Annotated in this window: 24 protein-coding genes; 13 read left to right on the top strand and 11 right to left on the bottom strand. The window is 60.9% G+C overall.

Annotated elements, in window-relative coordinates; translation table 11 throughout:
* Position 1 precedes the first annotated feature (1 nt).
* Positions 2-955, bottom strand: coding sequence for a zinc-ribbon domain-containing protein (locus ACXYMO_RS09340; protein WP_458878426.1), 954 nt, complete (start codon positions 953-955; stop codon positions 2-4).
* Positions 956-1,077: 122 nt separating this feature from the next.
* On the opposite strand from ACXYMO_RS09340, the gene ACXYMO_RS09345 reads away from it, so the two are divergent.
* The 4 genes from ACXYMO_RS09345 to ACXYMO_RS09360 are packed head-to-tail and all read left to right on the top strand — an operon-like array spanning position 1,078 to position 3,983.
* Positions 1,078-1,755, top strand: coding sequence for a cell division ATP-binding protein FtsE (locus ACXYMO_RS09345; protein WP_458878427.1), 678 nt, complete (start codon positions 1,078-1,080; stop codon positions 1,753-1,755).
* Complete coding sequence (locus ACXYMO_RS09350; protein WP_458878428.1) at positions 1,752-2,651, top strand: cell division protein FtsX; 900 nt, start codon at positions 1,752-1,754, stop codon at positions 2,649-2,651. Before ACXYMO_RS09345 ends, ACXYMO_RS09350 begins: the two co-directional genes overlap by 4 nt.
* Positions 2,651-3,391, top strand: coding sequence for a lysophospholipid acyltransferase family protein (locus ACXYMO_RS09355; RefSeq protein ID WP_458878429.1), 741 nt, complete (start codon positions 2,651-2,653; stop codon positions 3,389-3,391). Before ACXYMO_RS09350 ends, ACXYMO_RS09355 begins: the two co-directional genes overlap by 1 nt.
* A complete protein-coding gene (locus ACXYMO_RS09360) occupies positions 3,378-3,983 on the top strand; it encodes a pyridoxamine 5'-phosphate oxidase family protein (protein WP_458878430.1) in 606 nt (201 codons plus the stop codon). The genes ACXYMO_RS09355 and ACXYMO_RS09360 overlap by 14 nt, the downstream gene beginning before the upstream one ends.
* Positions 3,984-4,069: 86 nt before the next feature.
* Here the strand turns inward: ACXYMO_RS09360 and lpdA are convergent, their stop codons facing one another.
* The 9 genes from lpdA to mdh all read right to left on the bottom strand — a co-directional run bounded on the left by lpdA (position 4,070) and on the right by mdh (position 15,225).
* Entirely contained in the window at positions 4,070-5,458 is a 1,389-nt protein-coding gene (gene lpdA / locus ACXYMO_RS09365; RefSeq protein ID WP_458878431.1) for a dihydrolipoyl dehydrogenase, read from the bottom strand.
* A gap of 87 nt (positions 5,459-5,545) precedes the next feature.
* On the bottom strand, positions 5,546-5,935 hold the full coding sequence (locus ACXYMO_RS09370; RefSeq protein WP_458878432.1) for an MAPEG family protein: 390 nt from the start codon (positions 5,933-5,935) through the stop codon (positions 5,546-5,548).
* Positions 5,932-6,738 carry a hypothetical protein gene (locus tag ACXYMO_RS09375; protein ID WP_458878433.1) on the bottom strand — a complete coding sequence of 269 codons (807 nt, stop codon included), beginning with the start codon at positions 6,736-6,738 and terminating at the stop codon, positions 5,932-5,934. The genes ACXYMO_RS09370 and ACXYMO_RS09375 overlap by 4 nt, the downstream gene beginning before the upstream one ends.
* Positions 6,738-8,261 (bottom strand): 2-oxoglutarate dehydrogenase complex dihydrolipoyllysine-residue succinyltransferase, encoded by a 1,524-nt coding sequence (gene odhB, locus ACXYMO_RS09380; RefSeq protein ID WP_458878434.1) that lies wholly within the window; start codon positions 8,259-8,261, stop codon positions 6,738-6,740. The genes ACXYMO_RS09375 and odhB overlap by 1 nt, the downstream gene beginning before the upstream one ends.
* 3 nt (positions 8,262-8,264) lie before the next feature.
* Positions 8,265-11,228, bottom strand: a complete 2,964-nt coding sequence (locus ACXYMO_RS09385) for a 2-oxoglutarate dehydrogenase E1 component (protein WP_458878435.1) — start codon at positions 11,226-11,228, stop codon at positions 8,265-8,267.
* 4 nt (positions 11,229-11,232) lie between these two features.
* The gene (locus ACXYMO_RS09390) at positions 11,233-11,826 is read right to left on the bottom strand and encodes a hypothetical protein (RefSeq protein WP_458878436.1); all 594 of its coding nucleotides are present in this window, start codon (positions 11,824-11,826) and stop codon (positions 11,233-11,235) included.
* On the bottom strand, positions 11,823-12,704 hold the full coding sequence (gene sucD / locus ACXYMO_RS09395) for a succinate--CoA ligase subunit alpha (RefSeq protein WP_458878437.1): 882 nt from the start codon (positions 12,702-12,704) through the stop codon (positions 11,823-11,825). Before sucD ends, ACXYMO_RS09390 begins: the two co-directional genes overlap by 4 nt.
* Positions 12,705-12,765: 61 nt before the next feature.
* Positions 12,766-13,959, bottom strand: coding sequence for an ADP-forming succinate--CoA ligase subunit beta (gene sucC / locus ACXYMO_RS09400; RefSeq protein WP_458878438.1), 1,194 nt, complete (start codon positions 13,957-13,959; stop codon positions 12,766-12,768).
* Positions 13,960-14,262: 303 nt separating this feature from the next.
* Positions 14,263-15,225, bottom strand: a complete 963-nt coding sequence (mdh, locus tag ACXYMO_RS09405) for a malate dehydrogenase (RefSeq protein WP_458878439.1) — start codon at positions 15,223-15,225, stop codon at positions 14,263-14,265.
* Positions 15,226-15,384: 159 nt separating this feature from the next.
* On the opposite strand from mdh, the gene ACXYMO_RS09410 reads away from it, so the two are divergent.
* Complete coding sequence (locus tag ACXYMO_RS09410; protein ID WP_458878440.1) at positions 15,385-16,140, top strand: sulfite exporter TauE/SafE family protein; 756 nt, start codon at positions 15,385-15,387, stop codon at positions 16,138-16,140.
* Positions 16,141-16,178: 38 nt separating this feature from the next.
* Here ACXYMO_RS09410 and ACXYMO_RS09415 read toward each other — a convergent pair whose 3' ends face one another.
* On the bottom strand, positions 16,179-16,496 hold the full coding sequence (locus ACXYMO_RS09415) for a hypothetical protein (RefSeq protein ID WP_458878441.1): 318 nt from the start codon (positions 16,494-16,496) through the stop codon (positions 16,179-16,181).
* 317 nt (positions 16,497-16,813) lie between these two features.
* On the opposite strand from ACXYMO_RS09415, the gene ACXYMO_RS09420 reads away from it, so the two are divergent.
* The 8 genes from ACXYMO_RS09420 to sdhA all read left to right on the top strand — a co-directional run bounded on the left by ACXYMO_RS09420 (position 16,814) and on the right by sdhA (position 23,088).
* The gene (locus tag ACXYMO_RS09420; protein ID WP_458878442.1) at positions 16,814-17,668 is read left to right on the top strand and encodes an HpcH/HpaI aldolase/citrate lyase family protein; all 855 of its coding nucleotides are present in this window, start codon (positions 16,814-16,816) and stop codon (positions 17,666-17,668) included.
* 39 nt (positions 17,669-17,707) lie between these two features.
* Positions 17,708-18,265, top strand: a complete 558-nt coding sequence (locus ACXYMO_RS09425; protein WP_458878443.1) for an NnrU family protein — start codon at positions 17,708-17,710, stop codon at positions 18,263-18,265.
* Positions 18,262-18,468 carry a DUF1737 domain-containing protein gene (locus tag ACXYMO_RS09430; protein ID WP_458878444.1) on the top strand — a complete coding sequence of 69 codons (207 nt, stop codon included), beginning with the start codon at positions 18,262-18,264 and terminating at the stop codon, positions 18,466-18,468. The genes ACXYMO_RS09425 and ACXYMO_RS09430 overlap by 4 nt, the downstream gene beginning before the upstream one ends.
* The gene (locus ACXYMO_RS09435; protein WP_458878445.1) at positions 18,469-19,500 is read left to right on the top strand and encodes a MaoC family dehydratase; all 1,032 of its coding nucleotides are present in this window, start codon (positions 18,469-18,471) and stop codon (positions 19,498-19,500) included.
* A 51-nt stretch (positions 19,501-19,551) separates the two neighbouring features.
* Complete coding sequence (locus tag ACXYMO_RS09440; protein WP_458878446.1) at positions 19,552-20,211, top strand: DUF1194 domain-containing protein; 660 nt, start codon at positions 19,552-19,554, stop codon at positions 20,209-20,211.
* A 275-nt stretch (positions 20,212-20,486) separates the two neighbouring features.
* The gene (sdhC, locus tag ACXYMO_RS09445; RefSeq protein ID WP_458878447.1) at positions 20,487-20,873 is read left to right on the top strand and encodes a succinate dehydrogenase, cytochrome b556 subunit; all 387 of its coding nucleotides are present in this window, start codon (positions 20,487-20,489) and stop codon (positions 20,871-20,873) included.
* A 14-nt stretch (positions 20,874-20,887) separates the two neighbouring features.
* On the top strand, positions 20,888-21,259 hold the full coding sequence (gene sdhD, locus ACXYMO_RS09450) for a succinate dehydrogenase, hydrophobic membrane anchor protein (protein WP_458878448.1): 372 nt from the start codon (positions 20,888-20,890) through the stop codon (positions 21,257-21,259).
* 23 nt (positions 21,260-21,282) lie between these two features.
* On the top strand, positions 21,283-23,088 hold the full coding sequence (gene sdhA, locus ACXYMO_RS09455) for a succinate dehydrogenase flavoprotein subunit (RefSeq protein WP_458878449.1): 1,806 nt from the start codon (positions 21,283-21,285) through the stop codon (positions 23,086-23,088).
* The last annotated feature ends 9 nt before the right edge of the window (positions 23,089-23,097 follow it).

The raw sequence follows: 23,097 nt of genomic DNA on the forward strand, positions 1-23,097 counted from the left end.
CTTACTTGGGAATGAAACCGCTGATCTTGGATTCCAGCCAGACACGCCCCTGGTCGATCATTGCCACATAGGATGAAATCACCGGCTCAAGCGCCGGAACCATTTCGATGATCGTGGCCGCGTTCATGTAGATCAGGATCAGAATGACCGTCAGCAGGATGATCAGGCCGAATCCACGTGAAAACCCGCCACCGCGCGGTTCGATTTCTTCGGCGCCCATGCTCATCGCGTTCTGCGCTACCGAGGCCTCGCCTTCGGCACGCAGGGTCGAATTGATTTCTTCGATATCGGGCAACAAGCCGCCGCGCGACTCTGGCAGCGCCTCGGGTTCCGCGGTATCCGCGGCTTCGCCGCGCATCCGAGCCATGCGTTCCTGGGCTTCGCGTGACCGGCGGGCGGCCTCGTCGCCGGCGGCCTCGTCCAGTCCGAGGTCTCCCTGGCTCTCCAGCCCCCCGACCTCGCCTGCGCGCAGGCGCGCTTCGTGCTCGGCCTCTTCGCGCAGGATGTCGGCGACCGACGGGTCCAGTTCGCGCTGGACCAATCCCTCGGGCTGTTCCTCGGGCTCGGGAATGTCTTCCGGCTCGGGGGTGTAATCCTCTTCGGGCTCGTACTCGGGTTCGGGTTCCGGCTCGTAATCCGGTTCCGGTTCGGGCTCTGGCTCGGGTTCCGGCATGGGGTCTGACAGGTGATCGTCGTGATCTTCGGTATCGGCAGGTGACGTTTCCACATCGTCCTGCGGGGCCGATCGGGTTGGCATCGGGGTGTCAGGAATGTTGTCAGGATGTGCTTGAAACCACGTGTCACCACAATTGGAACACTGAACGTCGCGTCCTTCGGAGGGGATGACCTCGGTCGGAACCTCGTATTGTGCTCCGCAATTGGGGCAAGAGATACGCATTTGCTGCTCCCGGTCCTGTATGCTGCCTGCTGTTTTGTTTTGTGCAATCATACGCATAGATGTGCATTCCGCAAAGGGACAATCGTCCAGGGTTGCATAAAGGCAATACACCGTTGCGTCTGGGCATTGAATCTGAACCTGTGGTCGGGCACAAGGCAACTGTATTTCGAGGGACTTCCGTGATTGATCTGGACAATGTTGGTTACAGCTATGGCGGTGGTGCGCTGCTTAGCGATGTGTCGGTGCGCCTGTCGCCCGGGTCGTTTCATTTTCTGACGGGGCCGTCAGGATCGGGCAAGACCACATTGCTGAAACTGTGTTACGGCGCACTCCTTCCGACCAGCGGTCAGGTGCGTGTCTTTGAAACTGACATGCGCAGCCTGGACCGGGACCAGATGGCCATGATGCGCCGCCGCATCGGTGTCGTGCATCAGGATTGCCGGTTTCTCGACCATCTTCCGCTTGCCGACAATATCGCCCTGCCGCTGACCGTGTCGGGGCGCGACCTGGCCCAGGAAAACCAGAATCTGAACGAATTGATGAACTGGGTCGGCCTGTCGGGGCGCGCGGATGCACTGCCACCCGAACTTTCGGGCGGTGAGCGGCAGCGCGCCGCGCTTGCCCGCGCGGTCATCATGTCGCCCGACGTGGTTCTGGCGGATGAACCGACGGGCAACGTCGATTGGGAAATGTCCCAACGCCTGCTTCAGTTGCTGGTCGAATTGAACAAGATGGGCAAGACGGTCCTGGTCGCCAGCCATGATCTGGCCCTCATCCGGGCCGCCAAAAGCCAGGTGCAGGCACGGGTTCTGCGCATTTCGAACCAGCGGCTGCAACTTGCGGGGGCCGATCTATGAGCAAAGGAAACATTCGCGCCCTGTTCACGGGCGATGCCCAGGCCGACCGGGTTGTCCCGCCCAGTGGCTTCACCGCCCAGCTGACCCTGTTCGTTTCCGGGGCGATGGCCTTTCTGGCGGTGTTTGCGCTGGCGCTGTCGATGGCGTCGGGGCGTCTGGCCAATCGCTGGTCCGACGAACTTGCCCGCAGCGCCACGCTGCGCATCAGCGCCCCGGCAGACCAGCGCGCTGCCCAGACCGAAGCGGCGTTGAAACTGTTGCGCCAGACACCGGGCATCGCCAGCGCCCGCGCGCTCAGTTCGGAAGAGCAGCGTAACCTGCTGGCACCGTGGTTCGGGACCGACCTGCCGCTCGACGATCTGCCGGTGCCCCAGTTGATCGAGGTGATCGAGGATGAAAACGGCATGGACGCCGCCGGCCTGCGCCTGCGGCTCACCGCCGAAGTGCCCGGCGCCGTTCTGGACGATCACACCCGCTGGCGTCGCCCGCTTGTCGATGCGGCCAACAGCTTGCGCCGTTTGGGCCTTTTCTCCATCCTGCTGATCGGCGGGGCCACGGCCGCAATGATCACCCTGGCGGCCAATGCGGCCCTCGCGGCAAATGCTCAGGTGATCGAGGTTTTGCGGCTTGTCGGCGCGCGGGATCGCTATATCGCGCAGGCTTTTGTGCGTCGCTTCACGCTGCGGGCGCTGATTGGTGCAGGTGTCGGCATGGTGTTCGGGGTAATCGGCGTGGCACTGCTTCCGGCGGCATCGGACGAGGGCGGGTTTCTGACCGGCCTGGGGTTCCGGGGGGCCGGATGGTTGCTGCCCATCCTGATCCCGATCATGGGCGCGGCGGTGGCCTTTCTGGCCACATGGTATTCGGCCCACCGGCGGTTGGGGGAGCTGCGCTGATGGGACAGGCAATTCAATGGCTGCGCTCACTGGTTTTCGTTGTCCAGATGTACCTGGCCATGGTGGTCATCGGGGTGATCTTTGCCCCTTATGCCCTGATATCGCGCAACGGCGCCTTTGCCGCTTGCAAGTTCTATTGCCGCTGGGTGTTCTGGACGGCGCGCTGGATGGTCGGACTCCGGACCGAGGTGCGCGGAACGCCCCCCACGGGCGAGGTACTGGTCGCGGCCAAACATCAGTCTTTCCTCGATATCATGATGATATTCAACGCGGTGCCACGCGGAAAATTCATCATGAAGCGAGAGCTTTTGTGGACCCCGATCATTGGCATTTACGCCAAACGGCTGGGTTGTGTCCCCGTGAACCGGGGCAAACGTGGCGCCGCCATCGCCAAGATGGTCAAGGATGTGGCCGCCGAGTTCACCGATCCCGGTCAGTTGATTATCTATTCGCAAGGCACCCGCGTCGCGCCGGGGGTCAAGAAACCCTATAAGGCAGGCAGCGGTGTTCTTTATGCCGAACTGAACGAAATCTGCGTGCCCGTGGCCACCAATGTCGGCGTCTTCTGGCCCCGCACCGGGATCATGCGCAAGCCGGGATTGGCCGTGGTCGAGTTCATGGAGCCGATCGCCGCCGGGTTGTCGCGCGACGCCTTCATGGCCGAACTGGAAAAACGTGTGGAAACGCGGTCGGATGAATTGATGCGCGAAGCGGGGTTTGATCCGGATGGAGTTCATTGACGACATAACCGCGCTGAAAGCGCTTTATGGTCAGCCGGGCGCCCCCGCCCTGCGCAAGGTCGCACGGCGCATGACGCCGCTTTATCGCAAATGGATCATGGCCTCGCGCTTTTGCGTGCTGACGACGGTGGGCGAGGGCGGCACCGACGGCAGCCCCCGGGGCGATGACGGCCCGGTTGTGACCGAGCTCGACCCCGGTACCCTCGCCATGCCCGACTGGCGCGGCAACAACCGTCTGGATTCGCTGCGCAACATCGTGACGGACGGGCGGGTATCGCTGATTTTTCTGGTTCCGGGATCAAACACGGCCGTTCGCATCAACGGCACCGCGCGTCTGACCGCGGATGAAAACCTGCGTGCCCGGTTCGACAGGAACGGGCGCCGACCGGCGACCGTGATCGTGATTACCATCGCTGAGATCTATACACAATGCGCCCGCGCCCTGATGCGCGCCGGGACATGGGCGGGGGTTCCGCCACCTGCGGACTTGCCCACGGTGGGGGAAATTTTGTCCGAGATGACAGACGGGGATGAGGGCGGCGCCGCCTATGATCAGGCTTGGGGCGCGCGGGCGGCCGACACCATGTGGTAGCCGCAGGCGCAGCCGGTTTGCGCATGCAAGAAACGAAACAGGCACGCCATTCCGGCGCGCCTGTTCCTTGTTTCGGTGCGGTTTGATCAGCTGTGGATCGGGCCGTCGCCACAGGCCAGCGCTGCCTCGCGTACGGCCTCGGAATAGGTGGGATGCGCGTGGCAGGTCAGGGCCAGATCCTCAGCCGAAGCGCCGAACTCCATCGCGACACAGATCTCATGGATCAGCTCACCCGCCGCAGGGCCGATGATATGTGCGCCCAGGATGCGGTCGGTTTCCTTGTCTGCGATGATTTTCACGAACCCATCCGCGGCAAAGTTCGCCTTTGCCCGGCCATTGCCCATGAAGGAGAACTTGCCGACCTTGTAGGCGTGGCCCTGTTCCTTGAGTTGTTCTTCGGTCGCGCCGACATTGGCCACCTCAGGGTGGGTATAGATCACACCCGGGATCACGCCATAGTTCACGTGGCCATGCTTGCCCGCGACAACCTCGGCCACGGCCATGCCTTCGTCCTCGGCCTTGTGGGCCAGCATCGGGCCTTCGATGCAGTCGCCGATGGCATAAATGCCTTTGACATTGGTCTGCCAGTCCTTGCCCACGTTGACCTGACCGCGTTGGGTCATTTCGATGCCCAGACCGTCCAGACCCAGACCGTCGACATAGGGTTTACGCCCGGTGGCGACCAGAACGACATCCGCATCGATCACATGTTCACTGTCGTCCTTGCGCAGCTTGTAGGTGACCTTGGCCTTGGTTTTCGTGGCTTCGGTCTTTTGAACTGCAGCACCCGTCACAAAGGTCAGCCCCTGTTTCTTGAGCGTGCGTTGGAAGGTCTTTTGTACCTCGCCATCCATGCCGGGAGTGATCGCATCGAGGAATTCGACAACCGTCACCTCGGCCCCGAGACGCGAATAGACGCTGCCCAGTTCAAGACCAATGACACCGGCGCCGATGACGATCATCTTTTTGGGGACCTTGCCCAGTTCCAGTGCGCCGGTGGATGTGACGACAACCTTTTCATCGACGTCCACACCGGGGAGCGAGGACGGCTCGGACCCTGTGGCGATGATAATGTTCTTGGCCTCGTGCACGTCGTCACCGACCTTGACCTTGCCCGGCTCGGGGATGCTGCCCCAGCCTTTGATCCAGTCGACCTTGTTCTTTTTGAACAGGAATTCGATGCCCTTGGTGTTCTGGGCAATGGTATCGTCCTTGTAGGACAGCATCTGTTTCCAGTCGACCGAGGGCGATTTGCCCTTGAGTCCCATGGCGGCAAAGTTGTGTTCGGCCTCGTGCAGCATATGCGAGGCATGCAGCAAGGCCTTGGACGGGATGCAGCCCACGTTCAGGCAGGTGCCGCCGAGCGTTTCGCGCCCTTCAACGCAGGCCACTTTGAGGCCCAGTTGAGCGCAGCGGATGGCGCAGACATAGCCGCCGGGGCCGGAACCGATGATGATGACGTCGTAATTAGCCATTGTTCTGTCCTTTGTTTGGGCCGGGCTGGGGGCGCTGCCCCCGTCGCTTTCGCGACTCCCCCGGGATATTTTGGGAAAGAGGAAACATCAGATTAACGCCGCCCCAAGCATGACGACGGTGGCGAGAAATCCAACAGACCAGATGAGCGAACGCCACGGGGTGAGACCAAACGCATAAGCAGGCACGTAGAGGACCCGCGCACCCAGATAGGTCCAGGCGCATCCGGTTGTGAGTGGGGTGGACTGATTTGAAAGCGTGATCACGGTGCAGGCGATGCCAAACAGGATCAGGCCTTCGAAATGGTTGTTCATCGCCCGCTGCATCCGGCCCGCGAGACCGGTCAGGTGGACCGGCTTGTCCCGGGGGCCAAGGGCAACCTTGGGGCCGACCTGCAGATTGGCCGAGACCGAGAACAGGCAGAACTGGACGGCCTGCAACAGACCGGCGAGGGCGAGGGCGGTGAGTTCGGGGGTCATGACTGGACCTGGGCCTTCTGCCCGATCTGGATGCTAAGGGCCAGCGCCGCAGCTGCCGCAACGGCACAGGACCAAAGGCCCAAGTTCGCGGCGCCAAAGCCAAATCTGCCAACCAGATTGATATTGGCGAGCATGGGGTTGAGCAGCAGCAGCATGGCAACTGCCGAGATCCAGCTAACCGCTGTCGAACGCTGTCGCGCGGCCAGAATGGCCAGCGTCAACGCGACGAGTGTGGGCTGAAGCGTCCACCGAAGCAACGCAAGATTTCCCAGCGTTGAGCCGCCGCGTTCAATGACCCTTTCGATCAGGGTCGGCGGCTGGAACCAGTAAATTACCAGCGCGAACAAGAGCGCGCCAAAAAGGCCAAGCTGCAACGGGTTTGATGCATGCCCACCTGCTTGCCGGAAGGGAGGGAAGGCTTTCGCCGCAAAGACCGCGGCGGCGAAGGGAGCCGCGATGTCAACGATCCTGTAGGCGTAGCCAAAAAACTGGAAGCCCGCACTGTAGTGAAAGGACGGGCTGAAGATCCGGATGACGTCGTCCACCCGATAGACCGCGGCAAGCGCGAACAGCCAGAACGCCGCCGGCCTGTTCTTTGCGGCCAGAAAGACGCCAAGAGCCAGCGGCACAAAATAGGGGTTAGCCTGATTGAGTTCGGCGAGCGACTTCAAGGAAGGCCAGCCGCCTTGACCGCCAAAAGCAATGAAGGGCGCAAACCCCGCCTTCAATAATAGCCCGATAAGGCCAAAACCGAAGGCGAGCCAGCGCGGTTCCCTCGCCAGTTGGATCAACGGATTGACCATCAAAGATCCATCAGCAACCGGCGCGGGTCCTCCAGCGCCTCTTTGACCCGCACGAGGAAGGTCACAGCGCCTTTGCCGTCGACGATGCGGTGATCGTAGGACAGCGCGAGGTACATCATTGGGCGGATCACGACCTGGCCATTGATGGCCATGGGGCGGTCCTGAATTTTATGCATGCCCAGAATGCCCGATTGTGGCGGGTTCAGGATGGGCGAGGACATCAGCGAGCCATAGACGCCGCCATTCGAGATGGTGAAGGTGCCGCCCTGCATTTCCGCCATCGACAGTTTGCCATCGCGGGCGCGGCGGCCTTTTTCGGCAATCGCCTTTTCAATGTCGGCGAAGGACATCGAATCCGCGTCGCGGATGACCGGAACCACAAGGCCCGTAGGGGTGCCCGCAGCGACGCCCATGTGGACAAAGTTCTTGTAGACGATGTCGGTGCCGTCGATTTCGGCGTTGACCTCGGGCACCTCTTTCAGGGCGTGGCAGCAGGCCTTGGTGAAGAAGGACATGAAGCCGAGGCGCACGCCATGCTTCTTTTCGAACTGGTCCTTGTACTGGCTGCGCAGGGCCATGACCTCGGTCATGTCCACCTCGTTATAGGTGGTCAGCATCGCGGCCGTGTTCTGGCTGTCCTTCAGACGGCGGGCGATGGTCTGGCGCAGGCGGGTCATCTTGACCCGTTCCTCGCGGGCGGCGTCATCGGCGGGGACCGGAGCGCGCGGCGCGGCAGCTGCCGGGGCGGGGGACGCGGCCGTTTGCGTTTTGCCGGCGGCGACAGCGGCCTGAACGTCGCTTTTCATGATGCGTCCATCGCGGCCGGTTCCGGTGACCTGATCGGCGGTCAGACCGGATTCAGCCATCGCCTTTTCAGCCGACGGGGCATTGGCGACGTCCTTGCCACCGGTCGCGGGGGCCGCCGCAGGGGCCGGGGCCTCAGCCGGAGCTGCCGGAGCGGCCGCCGCACCTGAACCGGAAATTACGCCCAGCTTGGCAGAGGCATCGACGGTGGTGCCCTCGGGAGCGGTGATTTCGGTCAGAATGCCAGCGGCCGGGGCCGGAACCTCGACGCTGACCTTGTCGGTTTCCAGCTCGCACAGCATTTCGTCCTGCGCGACGCTGTCGCCGACGGATTTGAACCAGCTGGACACCGTCGCCTCGGTCACGGATTCACCCAGGGTGGGGACCATGACGTCGGTGCTTGCGCCACCTTCAGCGGCGGCTGTGGAGGCGGCTTTGGCAGCCGGCGCCGATTTGGCCGGTGCCGGTGCGGCGGCTTCGCCACTTTCCGAAATGGTTGCCAGCAGGGCATCAACGCCCACGGTCTCGCCTTCGGCGGCGACGATTTCACCCATCGTGCCGGCAGATGGGCTGGGCACTTCGACGGTGACCTTGTCGGTTTCCAGTTCGCACAGCATTTCATCCACCGCGACCGCATCGCCGGGTTTCTTGAACCAGGTGGCAACGGTGGCTTCGGTGACGGATTCCCCCAAAGTCGGGACACGGACTTCGATTGTCATGACTTACTTTCCTTCGATGGTCAGCGCATCGTTCACGAGGGCTGATTGTTGTGCTTTGTGCTGACTTGCCAGGCCGGTTGCGGGAGACGCCGATGTGGCGCGGCCCACGTAAGCCGGGCGCTGATGTTTTGCGCCGATGCGGTTGAGGACCCATTCGATGTTGGGTTCGATGAACGTCCAGGCCCCCTGGTTCTTTGGCTCTTCCTGGCACCAGACCATTTCCGCGCCCTTGAAGCGTTCCAGTTCCTTGACCAGGCTGATGGCCGGGAACGGGTAGAACTGTTCGACACGCAGCAGATAGATGTCGTCGATGCCGCGGGCGTCACGCTCTTCCAGCAGGTCGTAATAGACCTTGCCCGAACACATCACGACGCGCTTGATCTTTTTGTCGGCGACCAGCTTGGTATCCGAATTGCCCTTTTCCGCATCGTCCCACAGAACCCGGTGGAAGCTGGACCCGGTTGTGAAATCTTCCGTCGAGCTGATCGCCAGCTTGTGACGCAACAGCGACTTGGGCGTCATCAGAATGAGCGGCTTGCGGAAACTGCGATGAATCTGGCGGCGCAGGATGTGGAAATAGTTGGCCGGGGTCGTGCAGTTGGCCACGATCCAGTTGTCCTGACCGCACATCTGCAGGAACCGCTCCAGACGGGCGGAGGAGTGTTCGGGGCCTTGCCCTTCGAACCCGTGGGGCAGCAGCACCACAAGACCAGACATGCGCAGCCATTTGCTTTCGCCCGAGCTGATGAATTGGTCGAACATGATCTGCGCACCGTTGGCGAAATCGCCAAACTGTGCCTCCCACAGGACCAGCGCGTTGGGTTCCGCCAGGGAGTAGCCATATTCGAACCCGAGCACGGCGTATTCCGACAGCATCGAATCGATGACATCGTACTGGGCCTGACCCGCGCGGATATTGTTCAGCGGGAAATAGCGTTCTTCAGTTTCCTGATTGATCACGGCCGAATGGCGCTGGCTGAATGTGCCGCGGGCGGCATCCTGACCGGCCAGCCGCACGGGATAGCCCTCGGTCAGAAGCGAGCCGAAGGCCAGTGATTCGCCGGTGGCCCAGTCAAATCCGTTTCCTGACGTGAACATCTCTTTCTTGGCATCCAGCAGGCGACCGACCGTTCGGTGCATCGGGAAACCGTCGGGGACACGGGTCAGCGCATCGCCGACTTCGCTCATCGTTTCCGGGGCGATTTCGGTCGTGCCGCGCACATAGTCCTCTTTGTTCTTGTCCAGATGCGACCAGCGCCCATCCAGCCAATCAGCCTTGTTGGGTTTGTAATCCTTGCCGGCCTCGAACTCTTCGTTCAGGTGCGACTGGAACGCGGCCTTCATATCCTCGATCTCGCCCTCGGGGATCAGTCCATCCTGAACCAGACGCTCGGTATATAGGCTGAGCGTGGTTTTGTGCGTCTTGATCCGCTTGTACATCACCGGGTTGGTGAACATGGGCTCGTCGCCTTCGTTATGGCCGAACCGGCGATAGCAGAAGATGTCGATGACCACGTCCTTGTGGAATTTCTGACGGAATTCGGTGGCCACCTTGGCGGCGTGTACAACCGCCTCGGGGTCGTCCCCGTTCACGTGGAAAATCGGGGCCTCGACCATCAGCGCGATGTCCGTCGGATAGGGGGACGAGCGTGAGAAATGCGGCGCGGTGGTGAACCCGATCTGGTTGTTCACGATGATGTGCATCGTCCCGCCGGTTTTGTGCCCTTTCAGACCCGACAGGCCAAAGCCTTCGGCAACGACTCCCTGACCGGCAAAGGCCGCGTCCCCGTGCAAAAGAATGGGCAGCACCTGTGTGCGGTCGGCATCGTTCAACTGATCCTGCTTGGCGCGGGCCTTGCCCAGAACGACGGGGTTCACGGCCTCGAGGTGGCTGGGGTTCGCGGTCAGGGACAGGTGCACGACGTTGCCGTCAAATTCCCGGTCGGAACTGGCACCGAGGTGGTATTTCACGTCGCCCGAACCATCCACATCCTCGGGTTTGAAGCTGCCGCCCTGAAATTCGTTGAAAATGGCGCGATAGGGTTTGCCCATCACATTGGCCAGAACGCTCAGACGGCCGCGGTGGGGCATGCCGATCACGATCTCTTTCAGACCCAGCGCGCCACCGCGTTTGATGATCTGCTCCATGGCGGGGATCAGGCTTTCGCCGCCATCAAGGCCAAAACGTTTGGTGCCCATGTATTTCACATGCAGAAACTTTTCGAACCCTTCGGCCTCGACCATCTTGTTCAGGATCGCTTTGCGCCCCTCGCGGGTAAAGGCGATTTCCTTGCCAAAACCCTCGATCCGCTCTTTCAGCCAACCGGCCTCTTCCGGGTTGGAAATGTGCATGTACTGCAGCGCAAAAGTGCCGCAATAGGTGCGTTTGACGATCTCGATGATCTGGCGCATCGAGGCGAGCTGCAGACCCAGGACATTATCGATGAAGATCGGGCGATCCATGTCGGCCTCAGTAAAGCCGTATGTCTTTGGATCAAGCTCGGGGTGGGGGGTCTGGTCGCGCATGCCCAGCGGATCAAGGTCAGCCACCAGATGGCCCCGGATACGATAAGCCCGGATCAGCATCAGTGCCCGGATGGAATCAAGAACGGCCCGCTTGACCTGTTCTTCGGAAACCTCGGTGCCCGCAGCGGCGGCCTTGGCGGCAATCTTTTTGCCAGCGGCCTTGGTCTCCTCAACGGGGGCGGCCCATTCGCCGGTCAGCGCGGCGGTCAGGTCGTCGCCCGGCTGGGGCGGCCAATCGGTGCGGGCCCAACTGGGGCCCTGTGCCTCGGCTTTGACGTCCAGTTCGGCATCGCCCAATTGTCGGAAAAACTCGGCCCATGCCGCGTCGACCGCATTGGGATCATTGGCGAACTGGGCATATAACTGCTCCAGATACTCCGCATTATGCCCCTGCATAAAGGAGGAGGCGTGGAACTGGTCGTTGGGGGATTGGTCGGTCATGGGATTACCTTTCGGACCACATTGTCAGGATGTGAAGTTGGACGCCGGGCAGACGGAGCGGGCCCGTTTCGAAAAAGACTGCAGGTCGGCCCTGATAGAGCCCGTGCATGTCGCCGTTTCTCTTAGCGAGAGTATTGCCGGAATTAAGAGCCTTCAAGGCTCGCAGGATCGCTCGCTCTTTGGATTTGGTTTCAAAGATCAGAACGCAGGATTTCCCCACCCCGGGTCCGGCTTCCAGCCGAAATGCAAGGTTATCCCGAGTGCTGTGTACGGCGCCACCAGCCGCGGATTGCGTCAGCCCATTGGTGGCTGCGATACGTTTTGCCTTGGCGAAATTTGGCAAAGACTTTCCGCAGATAGCATCGAACAACGCAACCGCCCGTTCGGCGGGCACAGCGGGCAATCCGTTTTCAGGCAAGCTGAGCGCGACCTGCGCCTGCGCTGTGTTGGAACCGAACGCTATTCCGGCTGAAAAGAGAAAAAGGGATAGGGCCATCAAAGGCCCTTTGCCGCGCCGCTGGGCGGCGCGGCCACGCGAACTGGAATTCGCGTAGCAAGGCGTTTCGAAACGCCTTTCGCGCTTCGAAGTCGCGATCACCCAATTGCCTCCAGAACCGCCTCGCCCAGACCCGCCGGGCTGTCGGCGACAATGATACCAGCGGATTTCATCGCTTCGATCTTGTCCTCGGCACCACCTTTGCCACCGGCGACGATGGCACCGGCGTGGCCCATGCGACGGCCCGGAGGCGCCGTGCGCCCGGCGATAAAGCCAGCGGTTGGTTTCCAGCGGCCTTTTTTGCGTTGCTCGGCCAGGAATTCGGCGGCTTCTTCTTCGGCGGAGCCACCGATTTCGCCGATCATGATGATCGACTGGGTTTCGTCGTCGTCCAGGAACATGTCCAGGACGTCGATATGTTCGGTGCCCTTGATCGGGTCACCACCGATACCAACGGCCGAGGACTGACCCAGACCGATGTCAGAGGTCTGTTTCACCGCCTCATACGTCAGGGTGCCCGAGCGGGACACGACGCCGACCGACCCACGTTTGTGGATGTGGCCGGGCATGATGCCGATCTTGCAGGCGTCAGGTGTGATGACACCGGGGCAGTTCGGGCCGATCAGGCGGGATTTGGACCCCTCCAGCGCGCGCTTGACCTTCATCATGTCCAGAACCGGGATGCCTTCGGTGATGCAGACGATCAGTTCCATTTCGGCGTCGATTGCTTCGAGGATCGAGTCTGCGGCAAAGGGGGGCGGCACATAGATCACCGATGCGTTGGCTTCGGTTACATGTTTGGCCTCGTGGACCGAGTTGAAAACCGGCAGGTCCAGATGTTTCTGGCCACCTTTGCCGGGGGTCACACCGCCGACCATCTTGGTGCCATAGGCGATGGCCTGTTCGGTGTGGAATGTCCCCTGCGAGCCGGTGAGGCCCTGACAGATGACTTTGGTGTTTTCGTCGATGAGGACTGCCATTTTGGCGTACTCCTTAAAATCTGTTCATAGGGAAAGGTGGGGTGTCTCACCCACCCTACGATTAACCTTTGACCGCTTTCACGATCTTTTCGGCGCCATCCGACAGGTTGTCGGCGGCAATCACGTCCAGGCCGGATGTGTTGATGATCTCCTTGCCCGCTTCGACGTTGGTGCCCTCAAGGCGCACAACCAGCGGAACCTGCAGGCCAACTTCTTTCACCGCGGCGACGACGCCCTCGGCGATGACGTCACAGCGCATGATGCCGCCAAAGATGTTCACCAAGATGCCTTTTACGTTCGGGTCCGAGGTGATAATCTTGAACGCTTCGGTCACTTTTTCCTTGGTTGCACCGCCGCCCACGTCGAGGAAGTTGGCAGGCTCGGCACCGTAAAGTTTGATGATGTCCATGGTCGCCATGGCCAGACCGGCGCCGTTCACCATGCAGCCGATTTCACCGTCCAGAGCGATATAGTTCAGGTCGTATTTCGACGCTTCCAGTTCCTTGGGGTCTTCTTCGGTGGTGTCGCGCAGTTCTGCCACATCGGCGTGGCGGTAGACGGCGTTGCCATCAAAGGAAACCTTGGCATCCAGCACCTTGAGGTTGCCAGCATCGGTCACGATCAGAGGGTTGATTTCCAGCATCTCCATGTCTTTTTCGATGAAGGCCTTGTAAAGCTGACCCATCAGGGCAACGCATTGTTTGACCTGCGGACCTTTCAGACCCAGAGAGAATGCGATGCGGCGGCCGTGGAACCCCTGGTACCCGGTCGCGGGATCGACGCTGAACGACAGGATTTTATCCGGCGTGCTGGCGGCGACCTCTTCGATATCCATGCCGCCCTCGGTCGAGCAGACAAAGCTGACGCGGCTGGTCTGACGGTCGACCAGCAGGGCGAGGTACAGTTCGGTTTCAATACCGCTGCCGTCTTCGATGTAGATGCGGTTGACCTGTTTGCCGACAGGGCCGGTCTGGTGCGTGACCAGGGTGCGGCCCAGCATTTTCTTGGCTTCCTGGGCGGCTTCCTCGACCGATTTGGTCAGGCGCACACCGCCTTTGTCGCCGGCGTCAGCCTCTTTGAACTTGCCCTTGCCGCGTCCACCGGCGTGGATTTGGGCCTTGACCACCCACAGAGGGCCGTCCAGTTCGCCGGCGGCGGTTTTGGCGTCTTCGGCCTTGAGCACGACACGCCCGTCCGAAACCGGAGCGCCATAGCTGCGAAGCAGGGCTTTTGCCTGATATTCGTGGATGTTCATAAAAGCTGTCCCGTCTAACTGCGTTTAAGTGTGGGTATACGGACCCGGTTTATACGCAGTTAAACCAGTTTTTTGCATCGGGGGAGTGTTTTTGAACAAAAAACGACATTTGTGATCACGGTCTTAAAAAGTGTGATCACAAACTTGCGCAAATGCTTGGAGATCGGCGATTTCCTGCATCGATCCAATGGCGGTGAGCGATTCCCGGAGTGGTTGACAGGTCGGGCAGCGCCGTTCGCTTCATCGAAAAAGAGCGCCCCGATTGGGACGCTCTCTTCGAATTTGCAATTACAAGTCTCGGGCTCAGGCTAGCGAGCTGTCGATGCCTTTGCACGCCTCGACCAGTCCTTTGACCGCGTTGACCGAACTGTCGAACATTGCCTGTTCGTCCTTGGTCATCTTGATGTCGATGACACGTTCGATGCCGCCGGCGCCGATGATGGTGGGCACGCCCACATACATGCCTTTCAGACCCAGGGCACCGTCAACATAGGCGGCACAGGGCAGAACACGTTTCTGGTCTTTCAGATAGGCCTCAGCCATTTCGATGGCGCTGGTGGCGGGCGCATAGAACGCGCTGCCGGTTTTCAGCAGGCCAACGATCTCGGCGCCGCCATCACGGGTGCGCTGAATGATGCTGTCCATCTTTTCCTGCGTGGTCCAACCCATGTCGACCAGGTCGGGCAGGGGGATGCCGGCAACGGTCGAATAGCGCGCCAGCGGGACCATCGTGTCGCCGTGACCGCCCAGAACAAACGCGGTGACGTCGCGCATGGAAACGTTGAATTCAGTCGCCAGGAAGTGGCGGAAACGGGCGCTGTCCAGAACGCCGGCCATGCCGCAAACCTTCTCATGCGGCAGACCCGAAAATTCACGCAGGGCCCAGACCATTGCGTCCAGCGGGTTGGTGATACAGATGACGAATGCGTTCGGGGCGTGGTCACGGATGCCTTCGCCGACCGATTTCATGACCTTAAGGTTGATGCCCAGCAGGTCGTCGCGGCTCATCCCCGGTTTGCGGGGAACACCGGCGGTGACGATGCAGACGTCCGCACCTGCGATGTCGGCATAGCTTTGGGTGCCTTTCAGCGTCGCGTCAAACCCTTCCGAGGGGCCCGATTCCGCAATGTCGAGCGCTTTGCCTTCGGGTGTTCCTTCGGCAATATCAAACAGGACTACATCGCCGAGTTCTTTGATCGCAGCGAGATGGGCAAGGGTGCCGCCGATTTGACCTGCGCCGATCAGCGCGATTTTGGGTCTGGCCATTGGATTTTTCTCCGGTCCGATGAAATTTGCGCGTTGCCTAGTGCCTTACGCCGCTGCGCGCAAGAGTTCTGCGTTGCGGCATGCAGTGTCAAGGGCGCTGTCAACGTGCCGCCCTTTGGGCTAAACCGGTGCTACCTGAACGGGTTACGGGGCGTCAGCATGTTGGAATTGGACTGGGCATTTTTCGCAGTTGCAGCCCCGGCAGCGATGTTCGCGGGCATCTCGAAGGGCGGTTTTGGCTCGGGGGCGGCCTTTGCGTCGGCGTCGATTCTGGCGGTTTTCTTCGATCCGGGGGTGGCGTTGGCGGTGATGTTGCCGCTCCTGATGCTGATCGATTTCGCAACTCTCCGCCCCTATTGGAAAAAATGGAGCTGGCCGGAAGCGCGGATTTTGATCCTAGGGGCTTTACCCGGCGTGGTTCTTGGTGCCTGGCTTTATAAACAGACAGATCCGGATGTGTTTCGACTGATGATCGGGGTGATCTGCATCGCCTTTGTGGGCTGGCAACTGGCGCAACGGGGTGGGCTGATCCGTCCACTGTCCCGACGCCTGCCCACCGGCGCGGGCGCTGCGGCCGGGTTGGCGGCGGGGTTCACCAGCTTTGTCAGTCACGCGGGCGGCCCGCCCGTGGCCGTATACCTGTTGTCACAAGGCCTGGACAAAACCCGGTACCAGGCCACGACGGTTTTGACCTTTTGGGCAATCAACATCGCCAAGTTCATACCTTATGCACTGCTGGGCATGTTCACGACCACAACGGCCACCGCCAATCTGGCGCTGGCCCCTTTTGCCCTGGTCGGCGCGTGGCTGGGCGTTGTGGCCCATCGGCGCATCCCCGAGCGGCTTTATTTTGGCGTAACTTATGTTCTGCTGGGCGTCACTGGATGCAAACTGATCTGGGATGCTTTGACCTGACGCCCAAACAGTTTTCGGGCGTCAGGCTAGGCCGGTGTTCAGGCGTCTTTGCCCTGCGGCGGCAGCGCCTCGGCCAGGGTTTCAAAGGACTGGCCAGACGCGACAAGACAGGTCAAGCCGTTGGCGGTGGTCACTGTAATCGTCCAGGTGCCGGTTTCGGTCGAGGCGAACACTTCGACCATAGCGCCTTGTTCGCCCAACCCGAGGCTCTGGCGTGTTTCGCCATATCCGTCCGCAAGCCGCTGAACCACAACGTCGCGCGGGGCGCAGTTGCGGGCCTGTTGCGCTGAAACCTGAGTGGCCGCCAGCGCCATGATTCCTAGGCCCATCGTCATTTTGAACATTGTCTTCATCATGGGGTTTGCCTTTTCGTCTGGGGCCGCCCGCCCGGTCAGGCCCGCCGGTTTCCCGGTGCGCCGGCCGGACGGCCCAGTGCCTTCAGGTATCGAAACCGCTGCCCGCGTATTTGGTGGCCCAGCCAAGGCGGCCGTCCTGTTCGGGTTCGACAGCAAAAACACTGCCAAGCAGATGCTTAAGAATGGTTAATGTGTCGTGCGCGCAGCCGGTCTCCCGAGGCGTCACCGTGGTAATGCTGCGTCGCGGCGATTTTGGCCTTGAATTTTCCGCAAAATAATGGCCCTTTCCGCGCAACAATATAACTCAGGAGATCAAGATGGACCCGCGCAGCCGCCCCTATCGCTCAGTCCTTTATATTCCCGCGTCCAAGGAACGCGCGTTGGACAAGGCCCGTGGCCTGCCGGTCGATGCCATCATTTTTGATCTCGAAGACGCGGTGACGCCGGACGAAAAAAACAACGCGCGCGAAACGCTGAAAGCCGCGCTGAGTGAGGGTGGATATGGTCAGCGCCTGAAAATCGTCCGAATCAACGGGCTGGATACCGAATGGGGCCGCGCCGATGCCGAGGCTGTGCGCGATATGGACGCCGATGCCGTGCTGCTGCCCAAGGTCGATCGGGCGGCGCATGTCGAGGAATTGGGCACGATCACCGGCGATATGCCAATCTGGGCAATGATGGAAACCCCGCGCGGCATGTTGCATGCCGCCGAAATCGCGGCGCACCCGAAACTGCAGGGCATGGTGATGGGGACCAACGATCTGGCCAAGGAACTGCAAACGCGGTTCCGCGCGGATCGCGAACCGATGATAACCGCGCTGGGCCTGTGCCTGCTGGCGGCCAAGGCCGAAGGCGTCGTGATCGTGGATGGTGTCTATAACGCCTACAAGGACGACGAAGGACTGGCGATTGAATGTGCGCAGGGGCGCGACATGGGGTTCGATGGCAAGACGCTGATCCATCCGGCGCAGGTGACCGTGACCAATACCGCCTTTGCCCCGTCCGAGGCGGAAATCGACCTGGCCCGCCGCCAGATCGCCGCGTTCGAGGAAACCGAAGCGGCAGGGCAGGGCGTTGCCGTTGTCGATGGCAAGATCGTCGAGAACCTGCACGTGGCCACCGCCCGCGAAATTCTGGCCAAGGCCGAGATGATTTCCCAACTGTCAGAATAAGGTGTATGTGAAAATCTTTCACATTCTTTGGGGGCTGAGATGATTCTTCTCGTACTGGGCATTGCGCTGTGGTTTGCCGCACACCTTTTCAAGCGGGTGATGCCCGAACGCCGCGCCGCGATGGGCGACGCGGGCAAGGGTCTGGTGGCCCTGGTCCTGTTTGCCTCTCTCGTGCTGATGGTGCTGGGGTACCGCTGGGCCGACTTCATCCACGTCTGGGCGCCGCCATCCTTCATGGTGCATATCAACAATACGCTGATGCTGTTTGCGGTCTGGGTCTTCGGATCGAGCGAGATCAAGGGCGGCAAGGTCTGGCCGGCCACCCGCATTCGGCACCCGCAACTGACAGCCGTAAAAATCTGGGCGCTGGCGCACCTTCTGGTGAACGGTGATCTGGCGTCGATCATCCTGTTTGGCGGCATGATGGCCTGGGCCGTGGTCGAATTGATCGTCATCAACAAGGCCGAACCCGACTGGACCCCGCCGCCCAAGGCGCCGAGCCGCAAGATCGCCGTTCTGGCCGTCATCACGGCCGTCGTTTTTGCGGTCGTGGCCGGCATTCATATCGGGCTGGGCGTCTGGCCGTTCCCGTCATGAATACGATCTATCGCTTCCTGACCGAGGACGACACCTCGGCCTTTTGCCACAAGGTCAGCGATGCGCTGGCCAAGGGGTGGGTCCTGCACGGGCCGCCCACCTATGCCTTTGACGCGGCCCGCGGTGTGATGCGCTGTGGGCAGGCCGTGACGAAACAGATTTCGGGCGACTACAGCCCCGACATGAAACTGGGAGAACAGTAAATGGCCAAGACCAATCCGGGCCGGTTTTTCGAAGATTACTCTGTGGGTCAGGTTCTGAAACATGCGGTGCCGCGCACCGTGTCGGGGGGCGAACGGGCGCTGTATCATGCGCTCTACCCTGCGCGTCACGCGCTCTATTCTTCGGATGCGTTTGCACAGGCCAGCGGCCTGCCCGCCAGCCCGATTGACGATCTGGCCGCGTTCCACGTTGTTTTTGGCAAAACCGTTCCGGACGTATCGCTGAACGCGGTTGCCAACCTTGGCTATGGCGAAGGCCGTTGGCTGAAACCGGTTTACCCGGGCGATACATTGCGGTCGGAATCCGAGGTCATCGGGCTCAAGCAAAACTCGAACGGGAAAACCGGCGTGGTCTATGTGCGCACGCGCGGCATGAACCAGCGTGACGAGGCGGTGATGGAATATTGCCGCTGGGTGATGGTGCGCAAGAACAACCTGGATGCACCTGCGCCGGACACGGTTGTGCCGGACCTGGCCAAGGCCGTGGCCGCCGATCAACTGGTCATTCCCGAAGGGCTGGATTTCACCAATTACGATTTCGATCTTGCGGGCGAGGCGCATCGCTGGGGCGATTATGAAGTCGGTGAACAGATCGACCACGTCGATGGTGTCACCATCGAAGAGGCCGAACACATGATCGCTACGCGCCTGTGGCAAAACACGGCCAAGGTGCATTTCGATGCGACCTTCCGCCCTGACGGCCAGCGCCTGATTTATGGGGGGCACGTGATTTCGATGGCGCGCGCGCTGTCCTTCAACGGTCTGGCGAATGCGCAGATGATCGTCGGGTTGAACGCGGGCGCGCACGCGAACCCCTGTTTCTCGGGTGATACGGTCAAAGCGTGGTCCGAGGTTCTGGACAAGGCCGAAACGTCGGCCCCGGGCGTTGGCGCCATTCGCCTGCGCCTTGTGGCGACCAAGGGCGGCGATCCGTTCAATCTCAGGGGCGAGGATGGTAAATACCTCCCCGAGGTCCTGCTGGACCTGGACTATTGGGCGCTGATGCCGGTCTGATCTGACCGCAACGTGATGGGACAACCGGGCCTCTGTTGCTAAGGTTGTCGCATGCGATGGCTGCTGTCCTTTTTCTCCACCTGCCTGACTGGCCCGGCACTGGCCTGCGACCTCGCGCTTGCGCTCGCGGTCGATGTGTCCGGCTCGGTCGATGCCGGTGAATACCGGATCCAGATGTACGGGCTGGCCACTGCGCTGCGGGATCCCCTGGTTTCCGAAGCGTTGGTGCGCGCACAGGCGCAGGTGCTGTTGGTGCAATGGACTGGGACAACCCGGGCCAGCGTCACCATCCCCTGGACCCGGATCGAAAGTTTTACGGCACTGGATACGCTGGCCGACCGCATCGAACAGGACCCCCGGCTGTGGCGCAATTACTCGACCGCCATCGGCGAGGCGCTGGTGCATACGATGAACCAGTTCCCGGCCGTGTCCCATTGCGAACGCCTGCTAATCGATCTTTCGGGGGATGGGCTGTCCAACGAAGGTATCCCGCCGGGCGAGGTGCGCGGACAACTTAAAATGGCTGGTATCGTCGTGAACGCCATAGCGATCGAAGCCAGCGAACCCGATTTAACGGGCTATTTCTATGAAAACGTGATCGTGGGCGAGGGCGCGTTTGTTGTGACCGCGGGCGATTATAAGGACTATCCCGACCGCATCAGGAAAAAACTCCTGCGGGAAGTGACGCAACAAACAGCGCGCGCGGATTGAAGAACGGAAATTTCGGATATGTGACCACACGGGCAGACAAGGAACACTGAATGCGGGATTCGGATTTCTCCTGAACGATTTGGTAATATCAACCTGCGCATTTCCAACGGGATTGTGTTAGCGCTGTAATGTGATCACGCCTTGTGGTCATGTGATCACATAACCGGATTTCGCGCAAATCGCGCCAAAAAACCGCGCCTATTTTGGTGCTCAACCCGTGACAGGATGGAAAAAAGCTTTAATAACATCCTCAGCCAACCGGAAAAGGAGCCACCATGGCCGATGTCAATCGGGGCAATCGCCCGCTTTCGCCGCATCTGTCGATCTACCGTCCACAGTTGACGTCGATCACGTCCATCCTGACACGTATCACAGGCAATGCCATGTTGTTGGCCGCCCTTCTGATCGTCTGGTGGTTTCTGGCAGCCTCAACATCGCCTGAGTACTACGCCATCGCGGATGGCTGGATCACCAGCTGGTTCGGGGACGTGATCATGTCGCTGTCCCTGCTGGGTCTGTGGTATCACACTCTGGCAGGTATCCGGCACCTGATCTGGGACAACGCGGTCGGGCTTGATCTGCCGACAGCTGAAAAACTGGGCTATGCGGTTCTGGGCGGGTCTGTCCTGCTTACGGCGCTGACCCTGCTTGTAATTTCCTGAGAGGAGACGGACACATGCGTTACCTGACTGATCGCAAACGTGCCGTCGGCATGGGCTCGGCCAAATCCGGGGTTGCACATTTCTGGGCCATGAAGGTCAGCTCGGTCGCCCTGTTGGTGCTGATCCCGCTGTTTCTGTTCACATTTGGTCCGATGCTGGGCGAACCGCATGCCGACGTGATCGCCTATTTCGAACGTCCTTTCCCGGCTATCGTGGCGGCGCTGACCATCGTTGTCGGCTTCATGCACTTCAAGGACGGTGTGCAGGTTCTGATCGAGGACTATGTTCACGGAACCATGCAGAAAGTTTTGATCATCGCGATGATCTGCCTGTCCTATGCCGCAGCAGCGACTGGTGTTTTCGCCATCGCGCGCATTGCGCTTTAACTCCGAACGGGAGACGCTGAAGAATGGCTTCTTACGAATACGAAACCCACGACTATGACGTGGTAGTGGTCGGGGCCGGCGGCGCCGGTCTGCGCGCAACGCTGGGCATGGCTGAACAGGGCTTGCGGACTGCTTGCGTGACCAAGGTTTTTCCGACCCGCTCGCACACCGTTGCGGCGCAGGGCGGCATCGCCGCGTCGCTGTCCAACATGGGCCCCGACAACTGGCAGTGGCATATGTATGACACGGTCAAAGGGTCCGACTGGCTGGGTGACACCGACGCGATGGAATATCTGGCGCGCGAGGCCCCCAAGGCGGTTTACGAACTGGAACACTATGGCGTTCCGTTCAGCCGCACCGAAGAGGGCAAGATTTACCAGCGTCCCTTTGGCGGGCATACCACCGAATTCGGTGAAGGCCCCCCGGTGCAGCGCACCTGCGCCGCGGCCGACCGGACCGGCCACGCCATTCTGCACACGCTGTATGGCCAGTCGCTGAAGAACAACGCGGAATTCTACGTCGAATACTTCGCCATCGACCTGATCATGTCGGATGATGGTGTCTGTCAGGGTGTCGTCTGCTGGAAGCTGGACGATGGCACAATGCACGTGTTCAACGCCAAGATGGTCGTTCTGGCCACGGGCGGATATGGCCGCGCCTATTTCAGCGCGACATCGGCCCATACCTGCACCGGTGATGGCGGCGGCATGGTGGCCCGTGCGGGCCTGGCCCTGCAGGACATGGAATTCGTTCAGTTTCACCCCACCGGCATCTATGGATCGGGCTGCCTGATCACAGAAGGTGCGCGCGGCGAGGGCGGATATCTGACCAACTCAGAGGGCGAGCGGTTCATGGAACGCTATGCCCCGACCTACAAGGATCTGGCACCGCGCGATTACGTGTCACGGTCGATGACCATGGAAATCCGCGAAGGTCGCGGTGTGGGCGAACATGGCGACCACATCCACCTGAACCTGTCGCATCTGCCGGCCGAGGCGCTGGCCGAACGTCTGCCGGGCATTTCGGAATCGGCCAAGATTTTCGCGGGTGTCGATGTGACCAAGGAACCGATCCCGGTTCTGCCGACCGTGCATTACAACATGGGCGGTATCCCGACCAACTATTGGGGCGAGGTTCTGAACCCGACCAAGGACAACCCGAACGCCGTCGTTTCGGGCCTGATGGCCGTGGGCGAGGCAGGCTGTGCATCGGTTCACGGGGCCAACCGCCTAGGCTCGAACTCGCTTATTGACCTTGTGGTCTTTGGCCGCGCCGCGGCGATCCGCGCGGGCAAAGTGGTGGACGCCGAGGCGTCCAACCCGACCCTGAACCAGCCCAGCATCGACAAGGCGTTCGACCGGTTCGACGGTCTGCGCCATGCCGATGGTGCCATCCCGACCGCAGAATTGCGGCTGGAAATGCAGCGCACGATGCAGGCCGACGCCGCCGTGTTCCGGACTTCGAAGACCCTGTCCGAGGGTGTCGAGAAGATGGACGCCATTGCCGCGAAACAGGGCGATCTCAAGGTTACTGACCGCAGCCTGGTCTGGAACAGCGATCTGATGGAAACGCTGGAACTAACCAACCTGATGCCCAACGCACTGGCCACGATCACCGGGGCCGAGGCGCGCAAGGAATCCCGCGGCGCCCACGCGCACGAAGATTTTTCCGAGCGTGACGACAAGAACTGGCGCGTGCACACGATCGCCCACCTTGATGGCAACAAGGTCACCCTGAGCTATCGTGACGTGGTCAAGGACCCGCTTACGACCGAGGAGCAGGGCGGCATCAGCCTGAAGACCATCGCGCCCAAGGCGCGGACGTTCTAAGGTCGGAGC

This window comes from Arenibacterium sp. CAU 1754, assembly GCF_054482635.1.

What these genes read in the sequence shown, in the direction of transcription:
- ACXYMO_RS09340 (WP_458878426.1), bottom strand. Translation starts at nt 955, where the DNA reads ATGCGTATGATTGCACAAAACAAAACAGCAGGCAGCATACAGGACCGG.
- ACXYMO_RS09350 (WP_458878428.1), top strand. Translation starts at nt 1,752, where the DNA reads ATGAGCAAAGGAAACATTCGCGCCCTGTTCACGGGCGATGCCCAGGCC.
- ACXYMO_RS09355 (WP_458878429.1), top strand. Translation starts at nt 2,651, where the DNA reads ATGGGACAGGCAATTCAATGGCTGCGCTCACTGGTTTTCGTTGTCCAG.
- ACXYMO_RS09360 (WP_458878430.1), top strand. Translation starts at nt 3,378, where the DNA reads ATGGAGTTCATTGACGACATAACCGCGCTGAAAGCGCTTTATGGTCAG.
- lpdA (WP_458878431.1), bottom strand. Translation starts at nt 5,458, where the DNA reads ATGGCTAATTACGACGTCATCATCATCGGTTCCGGCCCCGGCGGCTAT.
- ACXYMO_RS09370 (WP_458878432.1), bottom strand. Translation starts at nt 5,935, where the DNA reads ATGACCCCCGAACTCACCGCCCTCGCCCTCGCCGGTCTGTTGCAGGCC.
- ACXYMO_RS09375 (WP_458878433.1), bottom strand. Translation starts at nt 6,738, where the DNA reads ATGGTCAATCCGTTGATCCAACTGGCGAGGGAACCGCGCTGGCTCGCC.
- odhB (WP_458878434.1), bottom strand. Translation starts at nt 8,261, where the DNA reads ATGACAATCGAAGTCCGTGTCCCGACTTTGGGGGAATCCGTCACCGAA.
- ACXYMO_RS09385 (WP_458878435.1), bottom strand. Translation starts at nt 11,228, where the DNA reads ATGACCGACCAATCCCCCAACGACCAGTTCCACGCCTCCTCCTTTATG.
- sucD (WP_458878437.1), bottom strand. Translation starts at nt 12,704, where the DNA reads ATGGCAGTCCTCATCGACGAAAACACCAAAGTCATCTGTCAGGGCCTC.
- sucC (WP_458878438.1), bottom strand. Translation starts at nt 13,959, where the DNA reads ATGAACATCCACGAATATCAGGCAAAAGCCCTGCTTCGCAGCTATGGC.
- mdh (WP_458878439.1), bottom strand. Translation starts at nt 15,225, where the DNA reads ATGGCCAGACCCAAAATCGCGCTGATCGGCGCAGGTCAAATCGGCGGC.
- ACXYMO_RS09410 (WP_458878440.1), top strand. Translation starts at nt 15,385, where the DNA reads ATGTTGGAATTGGACTGGGCATTTTTCGCAGTTGCAGCCCCGGCAGCG.
- ACXYMO_RS09415 (WP_458878441.1), bottom strand. Translation starts at nt 16,496, where the DNA reads ATGATGAAGACAATGTTCAAAATGACGATGGGCCTAGGAATCATGGCG.
- ACXYMO_RS09420 (WP_458878442.1), top strand. Translation starts at nt 16,814, where the DNA reads ATGGACCCGCGCAGCCGCCCCTATCGCTCAGTCCTTTATATTCCCGCG.
- ACXYMO_RS09425 (WP_458878443.1), top strand. Translation starts at nt 17,708, where the DNA reads ATGATTCTTCTCGTACTGGGCATTGCGCTGTGGTTTGCCGCACACCTT.
- ACXYMO_RS09430 (WP_458878444.1), top strand. Translation starts at nt 18,262, where the DNA reads ATGAATACGATCTATCGCTTCCTGACCGAGGACGACACCTCGGCCTTT.
- ACXYMO_RS09435 (WP_458878445.1), top strand. Translation starts at nt 18,469, where the DNA reads ATGGCCAAGACCAATCCGGGCCGGTTTTTCGAAGATTACTCTGTGGGT.
- ACXYMO_RS09440 (WP_458878446.1), top strand. Translation starts at nt 19,552, where the DNA reads ATGCGATGGCTGCTGTCCTTTTTCTCCACCTGCCTGACTGGCCCGGCA.
- sdhC (WP_458878447.1), top strand. Translation starts at nt 20,487, where the DNA reads ATGGCCGATGTCAATCGGGGCAATCGCCCGCTTTCGCCGCATCTGTCG.
- sdhD (WP_458878448.1), top strand. Translation starts at nt 20,888, where the DNA reads ATGCGTTACCTGACTGATCGCAAACGTGCCGTCGGCATGGGCTCGGCC.
- sdhA (WP_458878449.1), top strand. Translation starts at nt 21,283, where the DNA reads ATGGCTTCTTACGAATACGAAACCCACGACTATGACGTGGTAGTGGTC.